This window comes from Indolivaga capnocytophagoides DSM 22835, from assembly GCF_000426485.1.
Taxonomy (GTDB): domain Bacteria; phylum Bacteroidota; class Bacteroidia; order Bacteroidales; family Dysgonomonadaceae; genus Dysgonomonas_A; species Dysgonomonas_A capnocytophagoides.
The window spans coordinates 327,105-345,784 of record NZ_KE384529.1; the positions used below are offsets into that span (position 1 = coordinate 327,105).

Below are 18,680 nucleotides of genomic sequence, written 5' to 3' on the forward strand. Positions count from 1 at the left end.
TGCTTCATTAGATACTTACTGTTACTTTATTGTATCAAAAAACCGCTTTAAGACCTATGTTGAAGAATCGTGTTTGAGGAGAACCTCCTGTATTCAATTCCAGTATTTTACGTTCTTTAGCGATCTTCAGTAAATTAGATCCACTCACATACATAGATAAGTCATTAACAAAAGTTCCATTGAATACCGATTTCGGAAAATCGTATGTTACCTGCACCCTCGCAATATTAAATTGGTCTGTGCTGTATAACCAGAAATCTGAATCTCTAAAGTTATTATCTCCGCTTTTTGTTGTCAGGCGGGGATAGGTTGCCGTTTCTTTGGTTTCTTCTGTCCAACGCCCACGTACAACTTCTGAATATTTCCGGTCTCCAAACACCCAATAGTATTGACTGTTTTTCATTGCTGATGCACCAAAACTTCCGGTTCCTAATACGAAAAAGGTAATATTATTCCATTTTGCAGTAAAATTAACACCCAACGTAAAAGGTGCACCTTGCCAGCCATAGCGTTTACCTAGATACACAACATCCTTTTCGTCGATAACGTTATCTCCATTCTGATCTACATATTTTATATCTCCCGGTTTTACTTCACCGAATGACTGGCTCGGAGAATTTGCTATATCAGTATCATCAGAAAAGAATCCGTCACTCACCAAGCCCCATACTCCATCGGTCGGATGTCCTGTTCTGTTTTGATATGAATATTGATACGTTTCATCCAAACGGGCATTCTTCGATTTATAATAAGTTCCTGATACTCCGAAACCCAGATCGACTTCATCTACACGCTTATTCACATTTACGGCAAAATCAAATCCTTTGCGATCATAGTTATTATAGTTGAGATAAGGCAAAAATGAGCTGGTTGGCCATCCCGAAACAAAATATCCGGGGTAAAGCGAAGAAGCTTGTGTAAGCAATCCTTCCATACGGTTCGAGAACAGCGAAAAATCAACAGTTAACATTCTTTTCCACAAAGAAGAGCGAAGTCCTATACTTATTTCCTTACGCTTAATAAAAGACAAATCGTTATTCTGTCCCCGAAGCGATTGTGTCGCTCGGTTCTGATTACCATCAGCCCATCCCCACCAAGCACCATCGGTCTGATTATAATTGGCCTGATACAAATAATAATCGGAAATATCCAAATCAGAATGAAGAACCGAAGCCGAGGTACTCAATACCAAATCATCTATGACCGGGTGATCTTTAAGAAACTCTTCGCCGGTCAATCTCCAACCTAAAGATACCGAGGGAGAAAAAGCCATACGGTTGCCCTCCGGTAAACGGGCAGAATAAACAAGAGCATTACTCAGACTCAAATAATACTTGCTTAAGTAGTTATAATCGACCTGCAAACCTAAATTGGCGTTACTGGTTTTGTGATAATCTCCACTTGTCGATCGTTGATAACCTGAGGCTATCAGCATAGCTGAGATATTATGAGTATTATCTATGACTTTTTTATAGTCGAATTGTCCCGAAAATGAGATTGTCTGCCTGTTCCAACTCCCTCCAATATTCTGTACTCCGCTCTTTTTATCCGTTCCATATTTGGTTAAGCCGAGAATTACATCTTCACCATTAAAATTTCCCCAATCAGCCTCATATGTCGCATAAGAGTTATTGTAAGATTTACTATATGAAGTAGAATAATCTATACCAAATTGGGTTTTAAAAGACAAGCCCTCCAATACTCTTCCTAGATTAACATCTATACCGGCATCAAACTGATACTGACGGCTCGTAAATGTACTGTCGCCGGCGGCATACAAGTCTGCTAAAGCATTGGTCTGGTTAAGTTGTGTCCCTCCCAGCAAATATTTACCATCGATCAAATGATTGCTGTTATTTACCAATGCCCAAACATTCTCATTACTCTGATCAATATAACTTATAGGAATTAATGGCGCAATACGGTTCGGTCTCAACGAGCCTGCCGCTGACCAAAAATCACCAATAGCCATATGTTTATCATAAAATGTGGCATTAGCATTTACAAAGCTTTTAATAAAATTATTCAGGGCAACATCGATATTACCTCTAATACTAAAGCGTGTAGTATTATCGTTTTTTGCATCGCCATATTTCAATAAAGACCCTTCGTTGTATAAATTGATATTGGTATAGAACTGAGCTTTTTCAGAACCGCCCGTAACCTCAACTACCCCTTCGGTATAATTATATGCCTTTTTGAGATAGTCTGAAGAATACATGTTTACATTGGGATACCGATACGGATTTGTCCCCGATGCATGGTTATATATATCATCGGCACTGTAAGTTGCTTCCAAACCATCATTTACACGAGCCTCGTTATACAAGGTCATATACTCAGCCGATCCCATATATTTGGGATAGCTTTTCGGCACATACCATCCGGTATTGGCTTGTACTCTGATTTTTCGATCCTCTACTTTTCCTCGTTTCGTTGTTATATATATAACACCCTTAGCTCCACGACTACCATACAGAGCTATAGCAGAAGCACTTTTCAGAAAAGTGATCTGCTCAATCTCCGATGGCATTACATTGTTTGCATCACGGGGAATTCCGTCTATAATAACCTCATAACCATCCATTCCCCATAAGCTGCTTCCATTCCAGCCGCCTACATACCCCTGCATATTCTCCAATGAATAGGAAAAGTAGTTTTTATTCATCAGGTTTGCCACATCTACATAAGAAACACCACCCAATAAATCAGACTTATTCACTTTCTGATAAGCAACCTGTATCTTGGTATTATCAGAATTCCGAAGCGAATCTGTGCTCATTGCAAACAGCATGTCTTCCTGCTCTTGAGCATTTACAGACAAGAACGAAACAAGAAAAGCTGCTGATACAAATATTTTTGTTCGTATATATTTCATTTTCTATTCTATTTAAGGTCTCAGACCTATTTATTGACTAACCAAGTATAATGATGAGAAGAGGTTATACCCATTGAAATATTTCATTAAAGACTCTATATTATTATAGGTATAGTAAAGATTTAATTAATCCCAACCCGAATTTTGAATAAATTCCAAATAGATACTTGTATCCGCAGTCTTCAAGGGTAACCAATAATGCTTACTGGAGAAATTACGTTTCAATATCTGTACTTCTTTAAATCCTGAGACTCTGTTTTGAGTTGGATCTTCTTCATTAAATGTACCTGTTCGTGTAAATTCCTGAGATGTTTTTAGAGTATAAGGGTATTCTGTAAGGAGCAGCCAACGCCGTAAATCGTTGAACCGATGGGCTTCGAAAGCCAATTCTACAGCACGTTCGCGCCTTACCTCTTTCATAAATTCGGAAACAGACGATAAATATTTACTTGATACCGGATCTACATTTGCCCGTTGACGTATTACATTAACCGCCTCAGCAGCCGTTTTTGAATATCCTGACTCTTTGCTATTCGCCGATTGATAAGCATTTGCCGCAGCTTCGGCATACATCAGATAAATATCAGCCAAACGCATCCAACTTACCTGAATATGCAATCCAAAACCATAATTACGAACTCCGTCATCATATAAATTGACACTTTTGGGAAGAAACTTACACAACGAATAACCTGTACGGCTACCTGTACTGATATTGCGGTAACTGCCATTTGTATACATATTCGCATATTGATCGGCAGGAGAAACTCCGTCTTTGCCCTCTAAGGCACTTCCGTTTTTCACCATTTTTACTCCATCATATACGATATCATGATAAAAACGAGGATCACGATCACGCCATGGATATTCTTTATTAAAACCTGATCCCGAATCATCCAACGGTAATCCATTTTTCATTCCGTAGTAATTTACATAATTCGCTGTCGGAGAAAACAATAAGGTAGAACCCGTTATTATAGAAGGAAAATACTGGGCACCCAAGCAATACCCCGAACCCATCCAAGGGTCATAAGCAGGAGACTGGAAGATAGCCTCTGTTGATCCAGGATTTTTAAAACTTTGCTGATAAGTATAGAATATATCCGTATAATGGTTAAAATCAACCAGTGCATATTGAGTTTCACCATTTTCGACCTTAGTCAATAACTCGGCAAAAGCGGCAGATGCTTTTTTACAATACTCGACATTATAATTCTTATCTCCTGTCGATTCAGAGTTCATTAACGGACTCCCTGCCCACAGATAGTTTTTACCTAAGTACCCCAGAGCCATGATTTTATTAATCCGTTGCTGATTATTTCCATATGTTGCTTTTCCGGCAGTAGTATTATCCCAGTCGATCGGGAGTAAGTCCGCTGCCTTACGAAAATCCGCACCGGCCAGATCTGCGCATTCCTGATAACTGAGCCTTGGGTAAGTCAACTTTTCAGACGAGGATGGTACTTCGGTAAGATAAGGTAATCCTCCGAAATATTGCATCAGTTCGAAATGAAACCAAGCTCTGAAGAAATAGAGTTGACCTGCTATCAGATTCTTTTCTTCGGTGGTAGCAGTCGTCATCTTGTCTAGATTGGCTAGCCCGAGATTTGCTTTACGGATGCCATACCATGCCAAAGGCCATAACGACTTTTGAAAACGATCTTTACTATTGGCTTTTGTATTACTTCTGTCCATCCATCCGCACTGCCATCCATCTTTACCGGATTGCCATCCCCAAAAGTCGCCCTGATCAATTTTATATCCGAAATGATAATCGACTCCAAAAGAAATAATCTCATCTTCACCCCAATTGAATGAGTTATTCCAGTATCCATGCGCAAAATCGGGGATACAATAATACAATTCTTCTGTAAAACCCTGAAAATTGGTAAAATCCTTGAAAGCATCTTCATCCGAAACTGTACTATCGGTCGATTTATCTAAATAATCTTCACATGCCATAAATGTGGCAATAGCCGAAAGTATACTGCAGTAAAATAATATTCTTATATATTTTTTCATATTAGTTCTATTAAGGTCTCTGACCCATTTATTACTTTGGTAAGTAAAATAACCAAAGCCTGTTATAAACTAAAAGTATATCTTAAATACGTCCTTTACTTATAAAGTAAATTTGATTCCCAGATTGATACGCTTTACTGTTGGATATGCCCCTTGAGAAGCCCACCCCGTTCCTGCAAAATTAGATTCACGGTCATCGGGCATACGGGTCCATAGCCAAAGGTTGTTGCCGTTTATATAAAATTTGAGATCGGCAAGCCCTATCTTTTTAACCCAATTATTGCGGAATGTATAACCCAACTCTATGTTTTTCAATCGAATATAAGACCCATCATAGAAATACCTTGTTCCGGTGTAATACTCACTGGTAGTAGATCCCCAGCGAGGGAGAGGAACATCAGCATTGGTATTATCACTACTCCAGTAAGAACCCTCGTCGTAGGCAATCAGCTGTTGTTTCGAAAACGTAGTGAATACAACCTGACGAGTCACATTATTTACCCCATAAAACTGCATAAAGAAGTTCCATCCTTTCCAATCGACCCCAAATGAAGCACTATAAGTATTCTGAGGATTAGAAGAATATCCATAAGGGATATTATCATATGTGTCGATAACTCCATCACCATTATAATCCAGAATATTGTATCCTCCGGGTAGTTTTTGATTATTATTCGTTGAAAACTCAGTACTACCATACAGTTCATCTATAGTATTATAATATCCTGCATCTACATAAGAATAGGTTTGTCCGATAGCCTTTCCTGCTTTTTTCTGATATTCGGGCAATAAAGCGGGATCGTCTCTTTCCAGAATTACATCTTTCGAATGTGTCATATTTAGATTGGCCCATAAACGGATGTCGTTATTGATTATTTTGTTGAAACGTAATTCCAACTCATATCCGGTAGTGCGCACACGCCCAAGATTTGCATATGGAGCTTTAGTCGTACCTCCGAAGTAAGAAGGAGTAGAACGATCGCTCCCCGAGATCAATATATCATTACGTTTATCCCTGAAAAACTCAAGACTTCCGGAGAATAAACCGTTTACCACCGAATAATCTATACCGAAATTGAACTTCCTTACTGTTTCCCAATGAATATCCTCATTACCAACAGTCGATTCCCGATACCAAGTGTACGGGCTGTTCGAATTATACAGTCCTGTCATAATACCAGATGGATCGCCGCCATATTCCCACTGTGTCATATACAGCCAACGGGTACTAACATTATCATCTCCGATTTCGCCATAAGATGCTCTCAATTTGAGCATATCTATAAACTTAAGAGGTTTCATAAATCGTTCTTCGCTGATCATCCAGCCGATAGCTCCTGAATTGAAAAATGCAAAGCGGTTTTTGGGACTGAATTTTTCAGAACCGTTGTATGCTCCGTTATATTCAAAAAAGTACCTGCCTGCATAATCATAAGTTGCCCTAAATGCCCAGTCTTCTCTATAATGGGGCACTTCACTTCCTTTAGCGGTTTCTTGTCGGCTGAAGATTCCCATTCCCCCGACCGTATGCTTTCCAAATGTGTTATTATAATTTATTTGACCCTGATAGTATAAGTTACGCTGCGTTTCATTGTTATTCACTTCTCCACCAGAAGGAAGCCATCCTATTATCTCCCGAAAATCGAACATACTTCCATCGTAAGAGTTTTTATAAGTGACTTGTCCTGTATTCGGATCAATGTATTTGTATTGCGAGTCGTTAAAACCATTATCAATACCTCTCTTTTCTTCCAGAAATGTATTATCCCAGGATATTAAGCCTTTAACCTTTAACCCTTTCAGCAAAAATTTCAAATCCTGCTCTAGAGTAAAATCCGTAGTAAGACGTGTTGTAGTTCTGGTATTCGTTCCGGAAAGAGCCATTGTTGCAACAGAGTTACTTGCATTCCCATCAGGATCATACCCCCAAGTTCCGTCTGAATATCGGGGTAAGAAAGAGTTAGGAGGTGTGCTATAGGCACTTCCCCACATATAGAATTCATAGTCGGTACGAGGTCCTTGTTTCACACCGCTCGATCCCGCAATATTGGCCTTCAGCGTGGTTGTATTTGTTAATTGAAAATCCAGATTACTCCTCATATTGATACGGTCATATCCATAAGTTGTTTTATACCCACGACCATTATCGTAAGATTTGAACAAGTCTCCTTCATGTTGATAATCTACAGCAGCAAAATATTTAACGAATTTGGTTCCGCCACTGATATTTACATTCACATTTTCAGATACGGCATAATCTTTAAACATCCAATCTGCCCAATCGACATTCGGATAGCGTTCGCTTTCTTCTAAATTAGCAGGATACCGATATTTATTTATAATACTCTGCGGAGTCATACTGTACCATGAATCAGGACTTAAACCTAATTCACTTTCAATAACCCTATTACGCAGCATAAGAGCATCGTAAGAATCTAGTTTACCCGGTAGTTTTGAAGGCACTTTTACAGCTACACTCGCACCTCCGGTTATAATAGGTTTACCTTCTGCTCCGCGTTTGGTTGTAATGAGAATTACGCCATTAGCACCTTTCACTCCATATACGGCTGTAGCAGAAGCATCTTTCAGTACCGAAATGGATTCTACCGAATGAATATCCACGCTGCTCATCGGACGTTCTATACCATCTACCAATACTAATGGCGAACTGCTGTTCCATGAACTCACTCCACGAATTACGATCTGGGGATCTTCTTCTCCGGGCATACCGGTACTTGCTGTAGTTGTCACACCGGGAAGATTACCGGTTAAAGCCGATCCGATATCGGATACGCCACCTGTCCGTTCCAGCACCTTACCTGAAGTTTGTGTTATAGCTCCTACTACACTAGCTTTTCGTTGTTGGCCATAACCGACAATAATGACTTCATCTAATTGTCCGGTATTTTCTTCAAGTACAATTCTCAAAGGAGAAGTTCTACGCCCATCAATCTTAACTTCTAAAGGTTTCATACCGATATATGAAATGACCAGAGTTCCCTTTATGTTTGGAACTGTAAGTGAAAAGTTACCATCCATATCCGTAACTGTCCCTATTTTTCGGTCTTCCTTTAAGATGACACTGACACCTATGACAGGCTCTCCTGTCTCATCAACAATAATTCCATTTACTGTCACTTTATCCTGTGCATGAACTGTAAAGCAGCTGCAAAGCAGAAATAAAATAAAGTAAGGAATCTTTAGAATCCTCATTTTTTTGTTTTCCATCGCTATTAATTTAAGGTATGAATAATACTTTGGTCTATTTCTCTCTTTCTCATTAGAATAACGTATTTAATGTGTTATTTAAATTAGTTTTTACAATCATTTCCTTGTTACATATAATTCGCCAGCTCTAGCTGTCAAGAAGTGTTTTGTTAATTTGTACAATACGATATATAACAGGATACATTTTCTCTGAATTGGGAAATTTCTTAAGAGGTCAACTTTCATCTTTCATAGTAAAAAATAGGTTTTAGATTAATGATGAGTAGGGCAAGCCCTTTACTCCTTTCCTGACAAAAATATTCGGAGAAATACTAAATAAAACAGATTGATGTTACAGCTTTTTACGGTTATGTAACATCTTTTTGAACGATGTTACATTATCTATTGACAGCAATACACAAACAGAACATAATACACTATATACCAAAATATTAACCACCTATTTAAATTATTGAAAATAATTCAGACTATATGTAGTATTATCACGAGAAAAGTATAAAATACATAAACCCAAAGCGACTTTTCAGACTTAATATTATCTAATCAGAGCATGCAACAAAAAAATATCATAGCCTACAACAATCATCGGCTATGATACTAACTCAAATTACTCTACGAAACAAACATAAAACCAACTCAACTCTTATCCCCCATAGCTTGTTGGGGATATTCCATAAAACTCTTTAAAGGCATTCGAAAAATACGATGCATTCGAAAACCCAACAGCTTGGGCCACTTCCATTATGGTCAGTTTTTTACTTGATAACAGTTCTGCCGCTTGCTGTAAACGAATATTCCGAATAAAATCGCGAGTCGATTGGTTCGTCAATTCTTTGAGTTTTCGATGTAAATGTACCCGGCTAATACCTATTTTAGTAGCTATCATTTCAACATTCAAATCCTGATTGCTTATATTCTTATTTATGATGTCCATCACTTTTTCCAAGAGCTTTTCATCTGCAGACTTCATGGTTATTTTGCGTACTTTATCTCTCTGCTGCTGGTTTCCACTAAAGTTATTCTTTAATATCTCTCTATTTCTGAGTATATTCCTGACTGATTCTTTTAATATTTCAATACTAAATGGTTTGACGATATAGGCATCCGCTCCTGTTTCAAGCCCCTTCAGATTATCTTCATCCTTCGATTTAGCTGTCAATAATATAACAGGCAAATGATTGATATTTACATTCTGCCTGATTTTGCGACACAGGGTTATACCATCCATTTCGGGCATTAGTACATCGCTGATTACAATATCCGGAGTCTTGTCTAATATCACAGACAATGCTTCTTTTCCGTTAACACTTTCTAACACATGGTATTCTCCGGATAACTCTTCGGATATATATTTTCGGATATCTTTATCATCATCAACTATTAATATGCGGTATTTGGTCTTCGCCCTCACTTTTGGATCTTCTTCGCCATCCGGTATAATAGATATTACCTGAGCTTTATCGGTATACGACTGCTTTTCCGATATCGTATTGTCTATTTCTTCAGGTAGCAAATGTTCTTTGCCTTGTGGTATACGGATAATAAACCGACAACCTCTCTCTTCTTTATTATTTTCGGCAGTGATCTCCCCATGATGAAGTTGCACTATTGATCGGGCTAAATGCAGACCAATACCTGTACCTTCCCCAATTATATCCGGATTATTCTGCGACTGATAAAATCGTTTAAAGATAGACTCAACTTCACTTTCATTGATACCAAAACCATTATCAGAAACTATAATTTCGATATATTGGCTCAACTGATCACTGCGATTCTCATCTATAGCTGTGTTGAGGTATATATCTATTTTGCCATCATCTGGTGTAAACTTCAAGGCATTGGATAGGGTGTTCAGTATTACTTTATCAAAATTCTTTGGAGCAATCCAAGCATATAAATCATTCATGTCATGATGAAAACTAAAACTGATATTTTTAGATTGAAACTCCTCTTCAAAAATACTACACAAGTCGTCGATAAATCCAACCATCTCTACTGACTGAAATTTGAGAGTCATCTGTCCTTTATCTATCTTACGTATATCCATCAGTTGATTTATAAGAGATAAAATACGTTCCGAATTACGGAACATAGTAAGATAAGACTTCTGCCGTATGTGATCTTTATCGGCTGTCATCAGCTTTTTCAATGGATTTATTATTAAAGAAATAGGAGTTCTTATCTCATGCGATACATTCATAAAAAACTGTAGCTTAGCCTCATCAATCTGTTTCTCCTGTTCATGTTTTTGCAATTCCAATCGAGTATAATAACGATGTCTGAATTGTTTTATCAGAATAAGGATAATAAGTATAGCTAACAAACAATAAACTAACTTAGCCCATAATGACCAATACCAAGCAGGATAAATAACGATAAGAATCTCTTTGACCGGCGAATAAGTATTATAATCCTTTGCTTTCACCTTGAAATGATACTTTCCGGGAGACAGATTATCAAATGCAACCCGGTTAGCTCCGGGAGCGAGATTTATCCAGATATCATCATTTATCGAATAAGAATAAACTATGCGCTCGGGATTATTAAATTCCATGGCGGAAAACTCTATAGAAAAAGAGTTATCTAAATTCGATAAATGAAATTCAGTAGCTTTCATTACCGAAGTATTTATTATATCAAAAGCACCGGACTTCATTCCTTCTTTTACGGCCTTGTCATGAATATAAAAATCGGTTATTACTATATCCAGTCTCCTTTTCTCCGAAATAATCCGTTCTGGAACAAAGGAAGTAATACCACTTATACCTCCGAACACTATTTGTCCTTTTCTATCGACAAGAGAAGCTCCTTTACTAAACTCATTCCCATACAAACCGTCATCGGCATAATAATTGATAAAATCATGAGTATCGAGATTCATTTTCGATATACCAAAATTTGTGCTGATCCATAAATTCCGGTTTCGATCTTCCTCTATACTACAGATAGTATTACTAGGAAGTCCATCGTCCATAGTTAAAGTCGATATTTCGTGAGTCTTATCATCTATATATTTCAACCCTTCTGATGTTCCAACCCAAATGACTCCGCTGCTATCTTCAAATATGGTGTATATAATAATGCCAGCCATTAACCTATTGAAACCATAAGTAGATAAAAAGCTTTTGGTTTTCAAATCAAAACAGCTTAACCCATCATAAGTACCAATATATAATTTGTCATTTCTGGTGGTAAGCAGGTTCGTTATCCAACTATTATGCAGCATGTTAATATCCCCCCTGTTATCAACATCTTTCAGAATATCGTAGTTCGTCACTTTATGGGTCTTTAAGTTTAGGCAGAATATACCTGATCCCATTGAACCGATCCAAAGATGATGGTCCTTATCTTCGGCAAAGCTATATATCCGCTGAGCAACATTTGAATTAACATCGATAAGGTCCGATAAATATTCACATTTTCCGGTCTCCCTGTTCAAAGTAGCGGCACCATTCAAATATGAACCTATCCACAGATTACGTTCCGAATCTTCGTATATACACATAATAGTAGAAGGTACAGACCTCGGATCGAGAGTATGCTGGAAATGAGCTTTGAGCTTTCCTTCAGGTGTAATACCATATATGCCGTCATTATCCGTTCCAACCCATAATGTGCCCTCATGATCCTGACAAATAGACATTATACAAGCATTCCCTATAATATTACCAACAGATGATTTATATCCCAAATACTTAAAGTCATTAGTCTGTCCGGGAAGTAACATGACTCCTTTCTGAAAAATTCCAATCCAAATGTTTCCGGCTTTATCTTCTATTATAGAATGTACTTTTGATCTGGACGAATCGAAAGAATTTATCGAGAACTTTTTATCAGTGATTTTTCGGGTTATAGGGTCAAAGACCTTAAGTCCGTTCCCATCAGTTCCTATGTAAATTTTACCGTCATTGCTTGGTACAAGGGTCTTTATCGGCAGATTAGGGTTCTCGGTATATGAAATTGCAGAGAACGAATTTTTCGCCCGATCAAATATGTATAAACCCTTTCCCAGACTTCCCACATACAAATTGCCATTTCGATCCTGGCAAATACAGAAAACATTATTCCCTCCAAATTCTTTGAAGTTGGGATATATATTTACTTTATTCTCATTAGTTATTCGCAATAGTCCTTTATCTTGTGTTGATATCCATAAATCTTGCTTATCATCCTCAAAGAGATAAGTCAGCATAAAACTAGGCACCATTGCTTTTACCTGCTTGGCGTAAAATCCACTTGCATTTTTTTTTATTACAAAAAGCCCTTGTCCCGAAGTTGCAACCAAAATATCCCCGTTTTTTCGCTCCAACATATAAAATACATGTGCTGAATATTTCACATCACCTTCGAGCAGCAACGGAACTTCGATAAAAGTATCCTTCGCATAATCATAGATTTGTAATCCATTTAGTGAACCAACAAAAAAATGCCCCTGCTTATCTTCGAAAAGCAAACGAACATAGTTACTTAGTAATGAATTCTTTTCAGTTTTATTATGCTTATATGTAATAAATTTAGATCCATCGTATCTGTTCAATCCATCTTCTGTCGCAATCCATATAATACCATTTCGATCCTGATATACTTCATTTATCAGACTGCTGGATAGCTCCATGTCTGTCGTAAATAATTTCCCCGACTGCCCTTGGGACAATACAGATAATAAAAAGAACAGAGAGAAAAGAATAGATTTAGGTAACATTGAGTGTAATAGTATAATGGTTTAAATACATAGCCTGATTCCAAGGATTAACAATCATTCAATAGATCTTTATTTATCAAAAATAGGTAATAAATGCATAGTCTAAAAGAAAATCAGAGTGACAGCCATGTCTTTTAATAACTAAGAATATCAAGTATATTACATCTAAAACAAAGCTACTACTGCTCTATAAATATTACAAGAAATAATGTTACAATATCTATTGCTAATATAACAACCTCCTCTTATTTTGTTACAATTTCGATAATCAAGATATCAATGGGATTAAATATTATAAATAAAATAACCTTACCTGAATATAGATAAATTAAGGTCTATGACCTATTTATTGGTTTGATAGACAAAACAACCAAAATATATTACAAGCCTAAAATATATTATTAAATACTTTAGGTTACTTATATTAATTTCGACAAAAAACGAATAAAGCCCATTCAATAAAGGCTCTTAAACAGCCACAATTCAGAGGTGGTATATCTTCGATAGATGATGCAACGCTTTGCATCAACAATGTTACATAATGCAAAATAAATGTAACATTTTTTGATATATACAGGCTCTATCTTCAATACATTTGCCATAACCAGCTCTGATTCCTAAAACCATGTGAGTAAATCTAAACGCCACCAGATTATATAAAACAATCGCATGCAGAACTTATCTTTAATTAGAGTAGATCTCTTTTAACTAAAACATTTAGAGTCAACATATACAAATATCTAAAAAAGCTGCATTCCTCTAATAATATGATGAACAACAAACCAATTGCAATTTTAAAATATGAACCCCAAAAACACTAAATCTCAATTGTATGAAGACTAAATTATTTACCCTATTAATGCTTTTTCTCTATGCTTTGTCCAATGCATGGGGGCAAGACAGAAGTGTCTATGGAAAAGTGACTTCGGCAGCTGATAACGAACCTATTATCGGAGCATCGATTGTCATAAAAGGTACTACTGTCGGAACAGTTTCAGATCTGGACGGAAAATTCTCAATTACAGCAAAGCCGGACGCGATATTAGTTGTGTCTTATCTGGGATACTCTTCGCTTGAGGTTCCTGTTAGAAATCAGACGGAAATTTCGATACAAATGACCGATGCTGAACATGTTCTTGATAATGTTGTGGTGGTTGGATATGGAAAACAAAAGAAAGCCGATCTCACATCTTCAATTGCAACCTTAAACCCCGAAGAAGTACTGAAAGCACCGGGAGGTATAACCGAAGCACTGCAAGGCAGCACCGCCGGTGTAAATGTATCAGGAGGCAAAATCCGCATCAGAGGAACAAGCTCCATCACTGGTAATACCGATCCTTTATGGGTTGTCGATGGCTTAATTGACGGAACTATTCCTAATGAAGATGAAATCGAAACCATTCAGGTATTGAAAGACGCAGCATCATGTGCCATCTATGGTGTACGGGGTGCTAATGGGGTTATCGTAGTAACGACCAAAAAAGGGAAAGAAGGCACACCTCAAATCAACTTCAACACATATGTTGGTACAGGAAGCGTTGCCAAAAAGATAAATATGATGAATGCCTATGATTATGGTATTTATGTTAACGAATTGTATTACAATTCATCTGATGCAGCATCAATTGCAAACGGAACATGGAACAAAATTGTTCCGACCAACAATTCTAACCCCAGCAATCCGCTTGCCGATACAGAGTGGAGGAATCAATATTTCAGCAGTTCTGTTTATCAAAAGTACGATTTATCAATCAGCGGAGCCAGCAAATTCGCAAACTACCGGCTTGGAGCGACATACAAAAAAGATGAAAACGACATTAAAACAAATAATAACAATGAAAAGAATATTTATGCCAATGTAGAAGGCACAAAAGGCAGGTTAACATACGGAGGACGTGTTCAGGCAAGCATTTACAAGTCGAAAATATATAGAGGTGCATCTTTGATGAATATGTTGATGCTTCCGTCTAATCTTCCTGTGTATAACGAAGATGGCAGTTTTTATAAAACGGGGGTAAACGAGTTAGATGGCAATGACCTGTCAAATCAGGCGTGGTTTTTACACAACCAAAGACAACATAACTCAAACACCAAAGCCCTGGGTAGTATTTTCGGAGAAATAAAGCTTTTTGATTGGTTGAAATACAGACTTACTTATACTTATTCGACATATCGCAATAACGATGCAGAACTGATACCTCAATATGATTTAGGAGCGTCCCGTCAGAATTACAATTACCAGTCAACCAGCAAAGGAGGAAACAATCATAAAGTATTAGAACATTTGCTCACCTTCGATAAAACATTTGGAAATCATTCTCTGGGCGGGGTTGCGGGTATTGTCTCGGAAACCTTTGAAGCATGGTCGACAACAAATACCGGACAAAGCAATGAACATTCGGATTTCGGACCTGAAAGTAATTTTCCCAATGCTGTAACTGTTAGCAGTTCTTGGTCTAATCTGGCATACTATTCTTATTTAGCCAGAATTATGTATTCATATAACAGTAAATATATGCTGACAGCCAATTTCCGTGCAGATGAATCCTCTAAGTTTGCAAAAGGCAAAAGATGGGGATATTTCCCTTCATTCTCCGCAGGATGGAGAATCAGTGAAGAGCCTTGGTTTAAAGAACCAACGTCTAAATGGCTTGATAATCTAAAACTACGTGCAACACTCGGCTGGATCGGTAGTGCCGGAGCAGTAGGATATTATGACTATCAATCGGTAGTCGAAACCAATAACCGTTATTATACATTCGGACCAAATCAAAGCTCAGGTAATGCGGCAGACTCTAATGCAGCAGCTCCTCTACCGGAAACATTTGCAGACAAATCTCTTACATGGGAAACAACCCGTGATGCAGGTTTTGGTTTTGACCTTGATGCTTTGAGCAACAAATTAACTGTGACCTTCGACTATTATAACCGTAAGGTTACCGATATGCTTTTGAATGTACAGCTTCCAAAATCAGCGGGAACACCCAATTCGGTATGGATGAATGTCGGCAGTATGACAAACTGGGGGATAGAACTAACGACCACTTATCGTGATAAGATTGGTGATGATTTTAACTTCAGCGTCACTCCTATATTTTCCTTATACCGCAACAAAGTAACCAGCTTAGGCGATAACGAATCGTTAGCAGGAGGTAATATCAATACGGGGGCAAACGTTACCCGAACAGTAACAGGCAGATCAGTCGCTCAATTTTGGGGATATAAAACAGATGGATTGTTCAAAACGGATGAAGAAGCAGCCAATTATGTAAACGACAAAGGAGAACGCCTACAGGCAGCTGCCAAAGCAGGGGATCTCAAATACGTGGATATTAACGGAGATGGATCCATATCTGATGCCGATAAAACATTTATAGGCTCTTCAACACCCGACTATTCATTAGGCTTAAACCTCTCTTTCGATTACAAAGGCTTTGACTTCTCGATGCTCTTTCAGGGAGATTTCGGTTATGATATTTATAATAACTGGAAATCTACGCTGTTAGGAGGTTTTGCCGCTAAAAATCAAATGACAGACATGAAAAACCGTTTCCGTGCTAACGATGTGACATTTACAACCGCAGGGGGAGAAAAAATTACATTACCGGCCAATACCAATACATCCGTTCCACGTGCAGTATTGAATGACCCGAACAACAATCACCAGAATGCCTCGGATTACTTTATCGAAAACGGTTCTTACTTCCGATGCAACCGCATAACGCTGGGATACACATTCCAGAAAAATTTATTAAAGAAATTGTCGGTTGATAAACTTCGTGTCTATACAGGGGTTAAAAATCCGTTTACCATTACTGATTACAGTATGTTTGATCCTCAAGTTCCAAATGGCGGGTCTACTCTTAACCGTGGTGTAGACGGAACAGTCTATTACTCTTCGGATACCTACTGGAGCCAACGTGAATTTTTCGCGGGATTACAATTAACATTCTAAAATCAAATAGGTCTGAGACCTTAAAACAGTAAAATCAATACACGATGAAAAAAGTGAAATTATATATAGGTACTCTTTTGGGTGCAACCATGCTGGCATTTTCGGGCTGCGAGCCCAATATGGATTATGCCAATCCAATGGCAGAAAGCGATGTCAACTACTATAATACCAAAGAACATCTTACATATGCTGTCAACGGGGCATATAATATTCTGCAAAGAGGCGGCGGATGGACACGCTGTATGCCCTTTATGCTTAATGCCCGAAGCGACGAATATACATACACAAGTGGAGCTGCTGCTGGAGAAACAGCATCAGCTAATATGTCTCAGTATGTAGTACAATCCGATAATGAATTTATGTCGCTAACTTATCAGGATCTGTATGTTCTTCAATATGCGGCAAATCTTGCCATTGAAAGATTAAAGATAAATCAGGACGGAGCTTTCGATCTATCTAAAGAGGAAGATAAATCACTATATGACAGACTAATGGGTGAAACTATATTCTTACGGGGACTAAGCCGTTTTTATCTTGTATACTTCTGGGGTGATGAAATTCCCGATAGAGACTATACTGCTACGGGAGGTTCCGACTATAAGAAAGGTCCCTCTGATCCGGGAGTTATCTATCAGAATATGATAGCCGACTTTAAGGATGCAGCACAACTCCTACCCGTTCGTTCTGTTGTGTATGCGAACTCCGATAATCAGGGAAGGGCAACAAAAGGCTCGGCACTTGCCTATCTGGCTAAAGCCTACATGGCTCGCCCTATACTTGACGGTAATGCTAAGGCCGGTGATGCAGAATGGACTCTGGCAAAAGATGTCCTTTATCAAATTATACAATCCGGCGAATACAGCCTTGTAAACAACTACAGGGACAACGGATCGGAAGACAATGAGAACAACGGAGAGTCTCTCTTCGAAGTTCAATTTTCAAAAAGCTTAGATACAGACGGATATAACCCTGTCGCCAACGGTGATATCGGCAGTTGGACTATATCAGGACAAAACACTTGGAGACAGATTGAACTAACAGCACCTAATTCATCAGAATCCGGACGTTGGTGGAACGGACAACCCTCTCTTGCCTTATATTACGAATTTGAACGGGACACAGATGGCAAGATTATCGATCCCCGGGCATATCAAGGATTATGGATACCTAGCGGAGCCAAATACAAAGGAAAATCAGGTTCGTGGATCGGTTATGATGCTCTATTCAGCGGAGGAACTTTTGACGAATGGAAAGGTAAATGGTTCGGAGTGAGAAAGTATGGCGAAGATCAGTATGTAAGCGATGCCGGAAAAAGCGGTATCAATGACAGATTGATTCGATATGCTGATGTACTGCTAATGTACGCCGAATGCTGTATCGAAACAGGAGATGAAGCGACTGCTCTGACATATATAAACAAAGTAAGAGAAAGAGCCAATAAACAAATGAGCAATCCCACTGATGCAGACAAAGACATGTTTTATGCTACTGGAACAGGTAAACTGCCTACTGCCGAAGCATTGTTGACGGCAAGTCCTATACTAGGACGAGTAGTATCGGGCTCTGGAACCGTTATCAGCGAAGGAACCAAGATAAATACTTTGCGCCGCCTGCTCAAACACGAGTATTCTGTAGAATTATACTGGGAAGGATGGCGTTTCTTCAACATAATGAGATGGTATAATAACCCTAACGATCCGGATGCTGCATCCATATTGAATAATCTGATTAACAAGAATGCCCTGCAAGTAGAACAAACCGGATTGACAGGAACAATACAGTTCTCTTACAAAAAGCATTTACGTGTGCCGATTCCATCATCCGAGCTTTCAACGAATACTAATATGAAAGGAAATGATGCGAATTAAATAAAAATCATAACAATTCACAAA

Annotated in this window: 6 protein-coding genes; 2 read left to right on the forward strand and 4 right to left on the reverse strand. The window is 38.2% G+C overall.

Features of this window, described 5'->3' with window-relative positions:
- Positions 1–34: 34 nt before the first annotated feature.
- The 4 genes from K322_RS0114645 to K322_RS0114660 form a co-directional block, all read right to left on the reverse strand.
- Positions 35–2,878, reverse strand: coding sequence for a SusC/RagA family TonB-linked outer membrane protein (locus tag K322_RS0114645; RefSeq protein ID WP_026627549.1), 2,844 nt, complete (start codon positions 2,876–2,878; stop codon positions 35–37).
- Between the two features lie 126 nt (positions 2,879–3,004).
- Positions 3,005–4,900 carry a RagB/SusD family nutrient uptake outer membrane protein gene (locus K322_RS0114650; RefSeq protein WP_026627550.1) on the reverse strand — a complete coding sequence of 632 codons (1,896 nt, stop codon included), beginning with the start codon at positions 4,898–4,900 and terminating at the stop codon, positions 3,005–3,007.
- 99 nt (positions 4,901–4,999) lie between these two features.
- Positions 5,000–8,128 (reverse strand): SusC/RagA family TonB-linked outer membrane protein, encoded by a 3,129-nt coding sequence (locus tag K322_RS0114655; RefSeq protein ID WP_035332207.1) that lies wholly within the window; start codon positions 8,126–8,128, stop codon positions 5,000–5,002.
- Between the two features lie 643 nt (positions 8,129–8,771).
- Complete coding sequence (locus K322_RS0114660) at positions 8,772–12,833, reverse strand: hybrid sensor histidine kinase/response regulator transcription factor (RefSeq protein WP_026627552.1); 4,062 nt, start codon at positions 12,831–12,833, stop codon at positions 8,772–8,774.
- Positions 12,834–13,665: 832 nt separating this feature from the next.
- Here K322_RS0114660 and K322_RS0114665 point away from each other — a divergent pair.
- Positions 13,666–16,788 carry a SusC/RagA family TonB-linked outer membrane protein gene (locus K322_RS0114665; protein WP_026627553.1) on the forward strand — a complete coding sequence of 1,041 codons (3,123 nt, stop codon included), beginning with the start codon at positions 13,666–13,668 and terminating at the stop codon, positions 16,786–16,788.
- 44 nt (positions 16,789–16,832) lie between these two features.
- Positions 16,833–18,656 carry a RagB/SusD family nutrient uptake outer membrane protein gene (locus tag K322_RS0114670; protein ID WP_026627554.1) on the forward strand — a complete coding sequence of 608 codons (1,824 nt, stop codon included), beginning with the start codon at positions 16,833–16,835 and terminating at the stop codon, positions 18,654–18,656.
- The last annotated feature ends 24 nt before the right edge of the window (positions 18,657–18,680 follow it).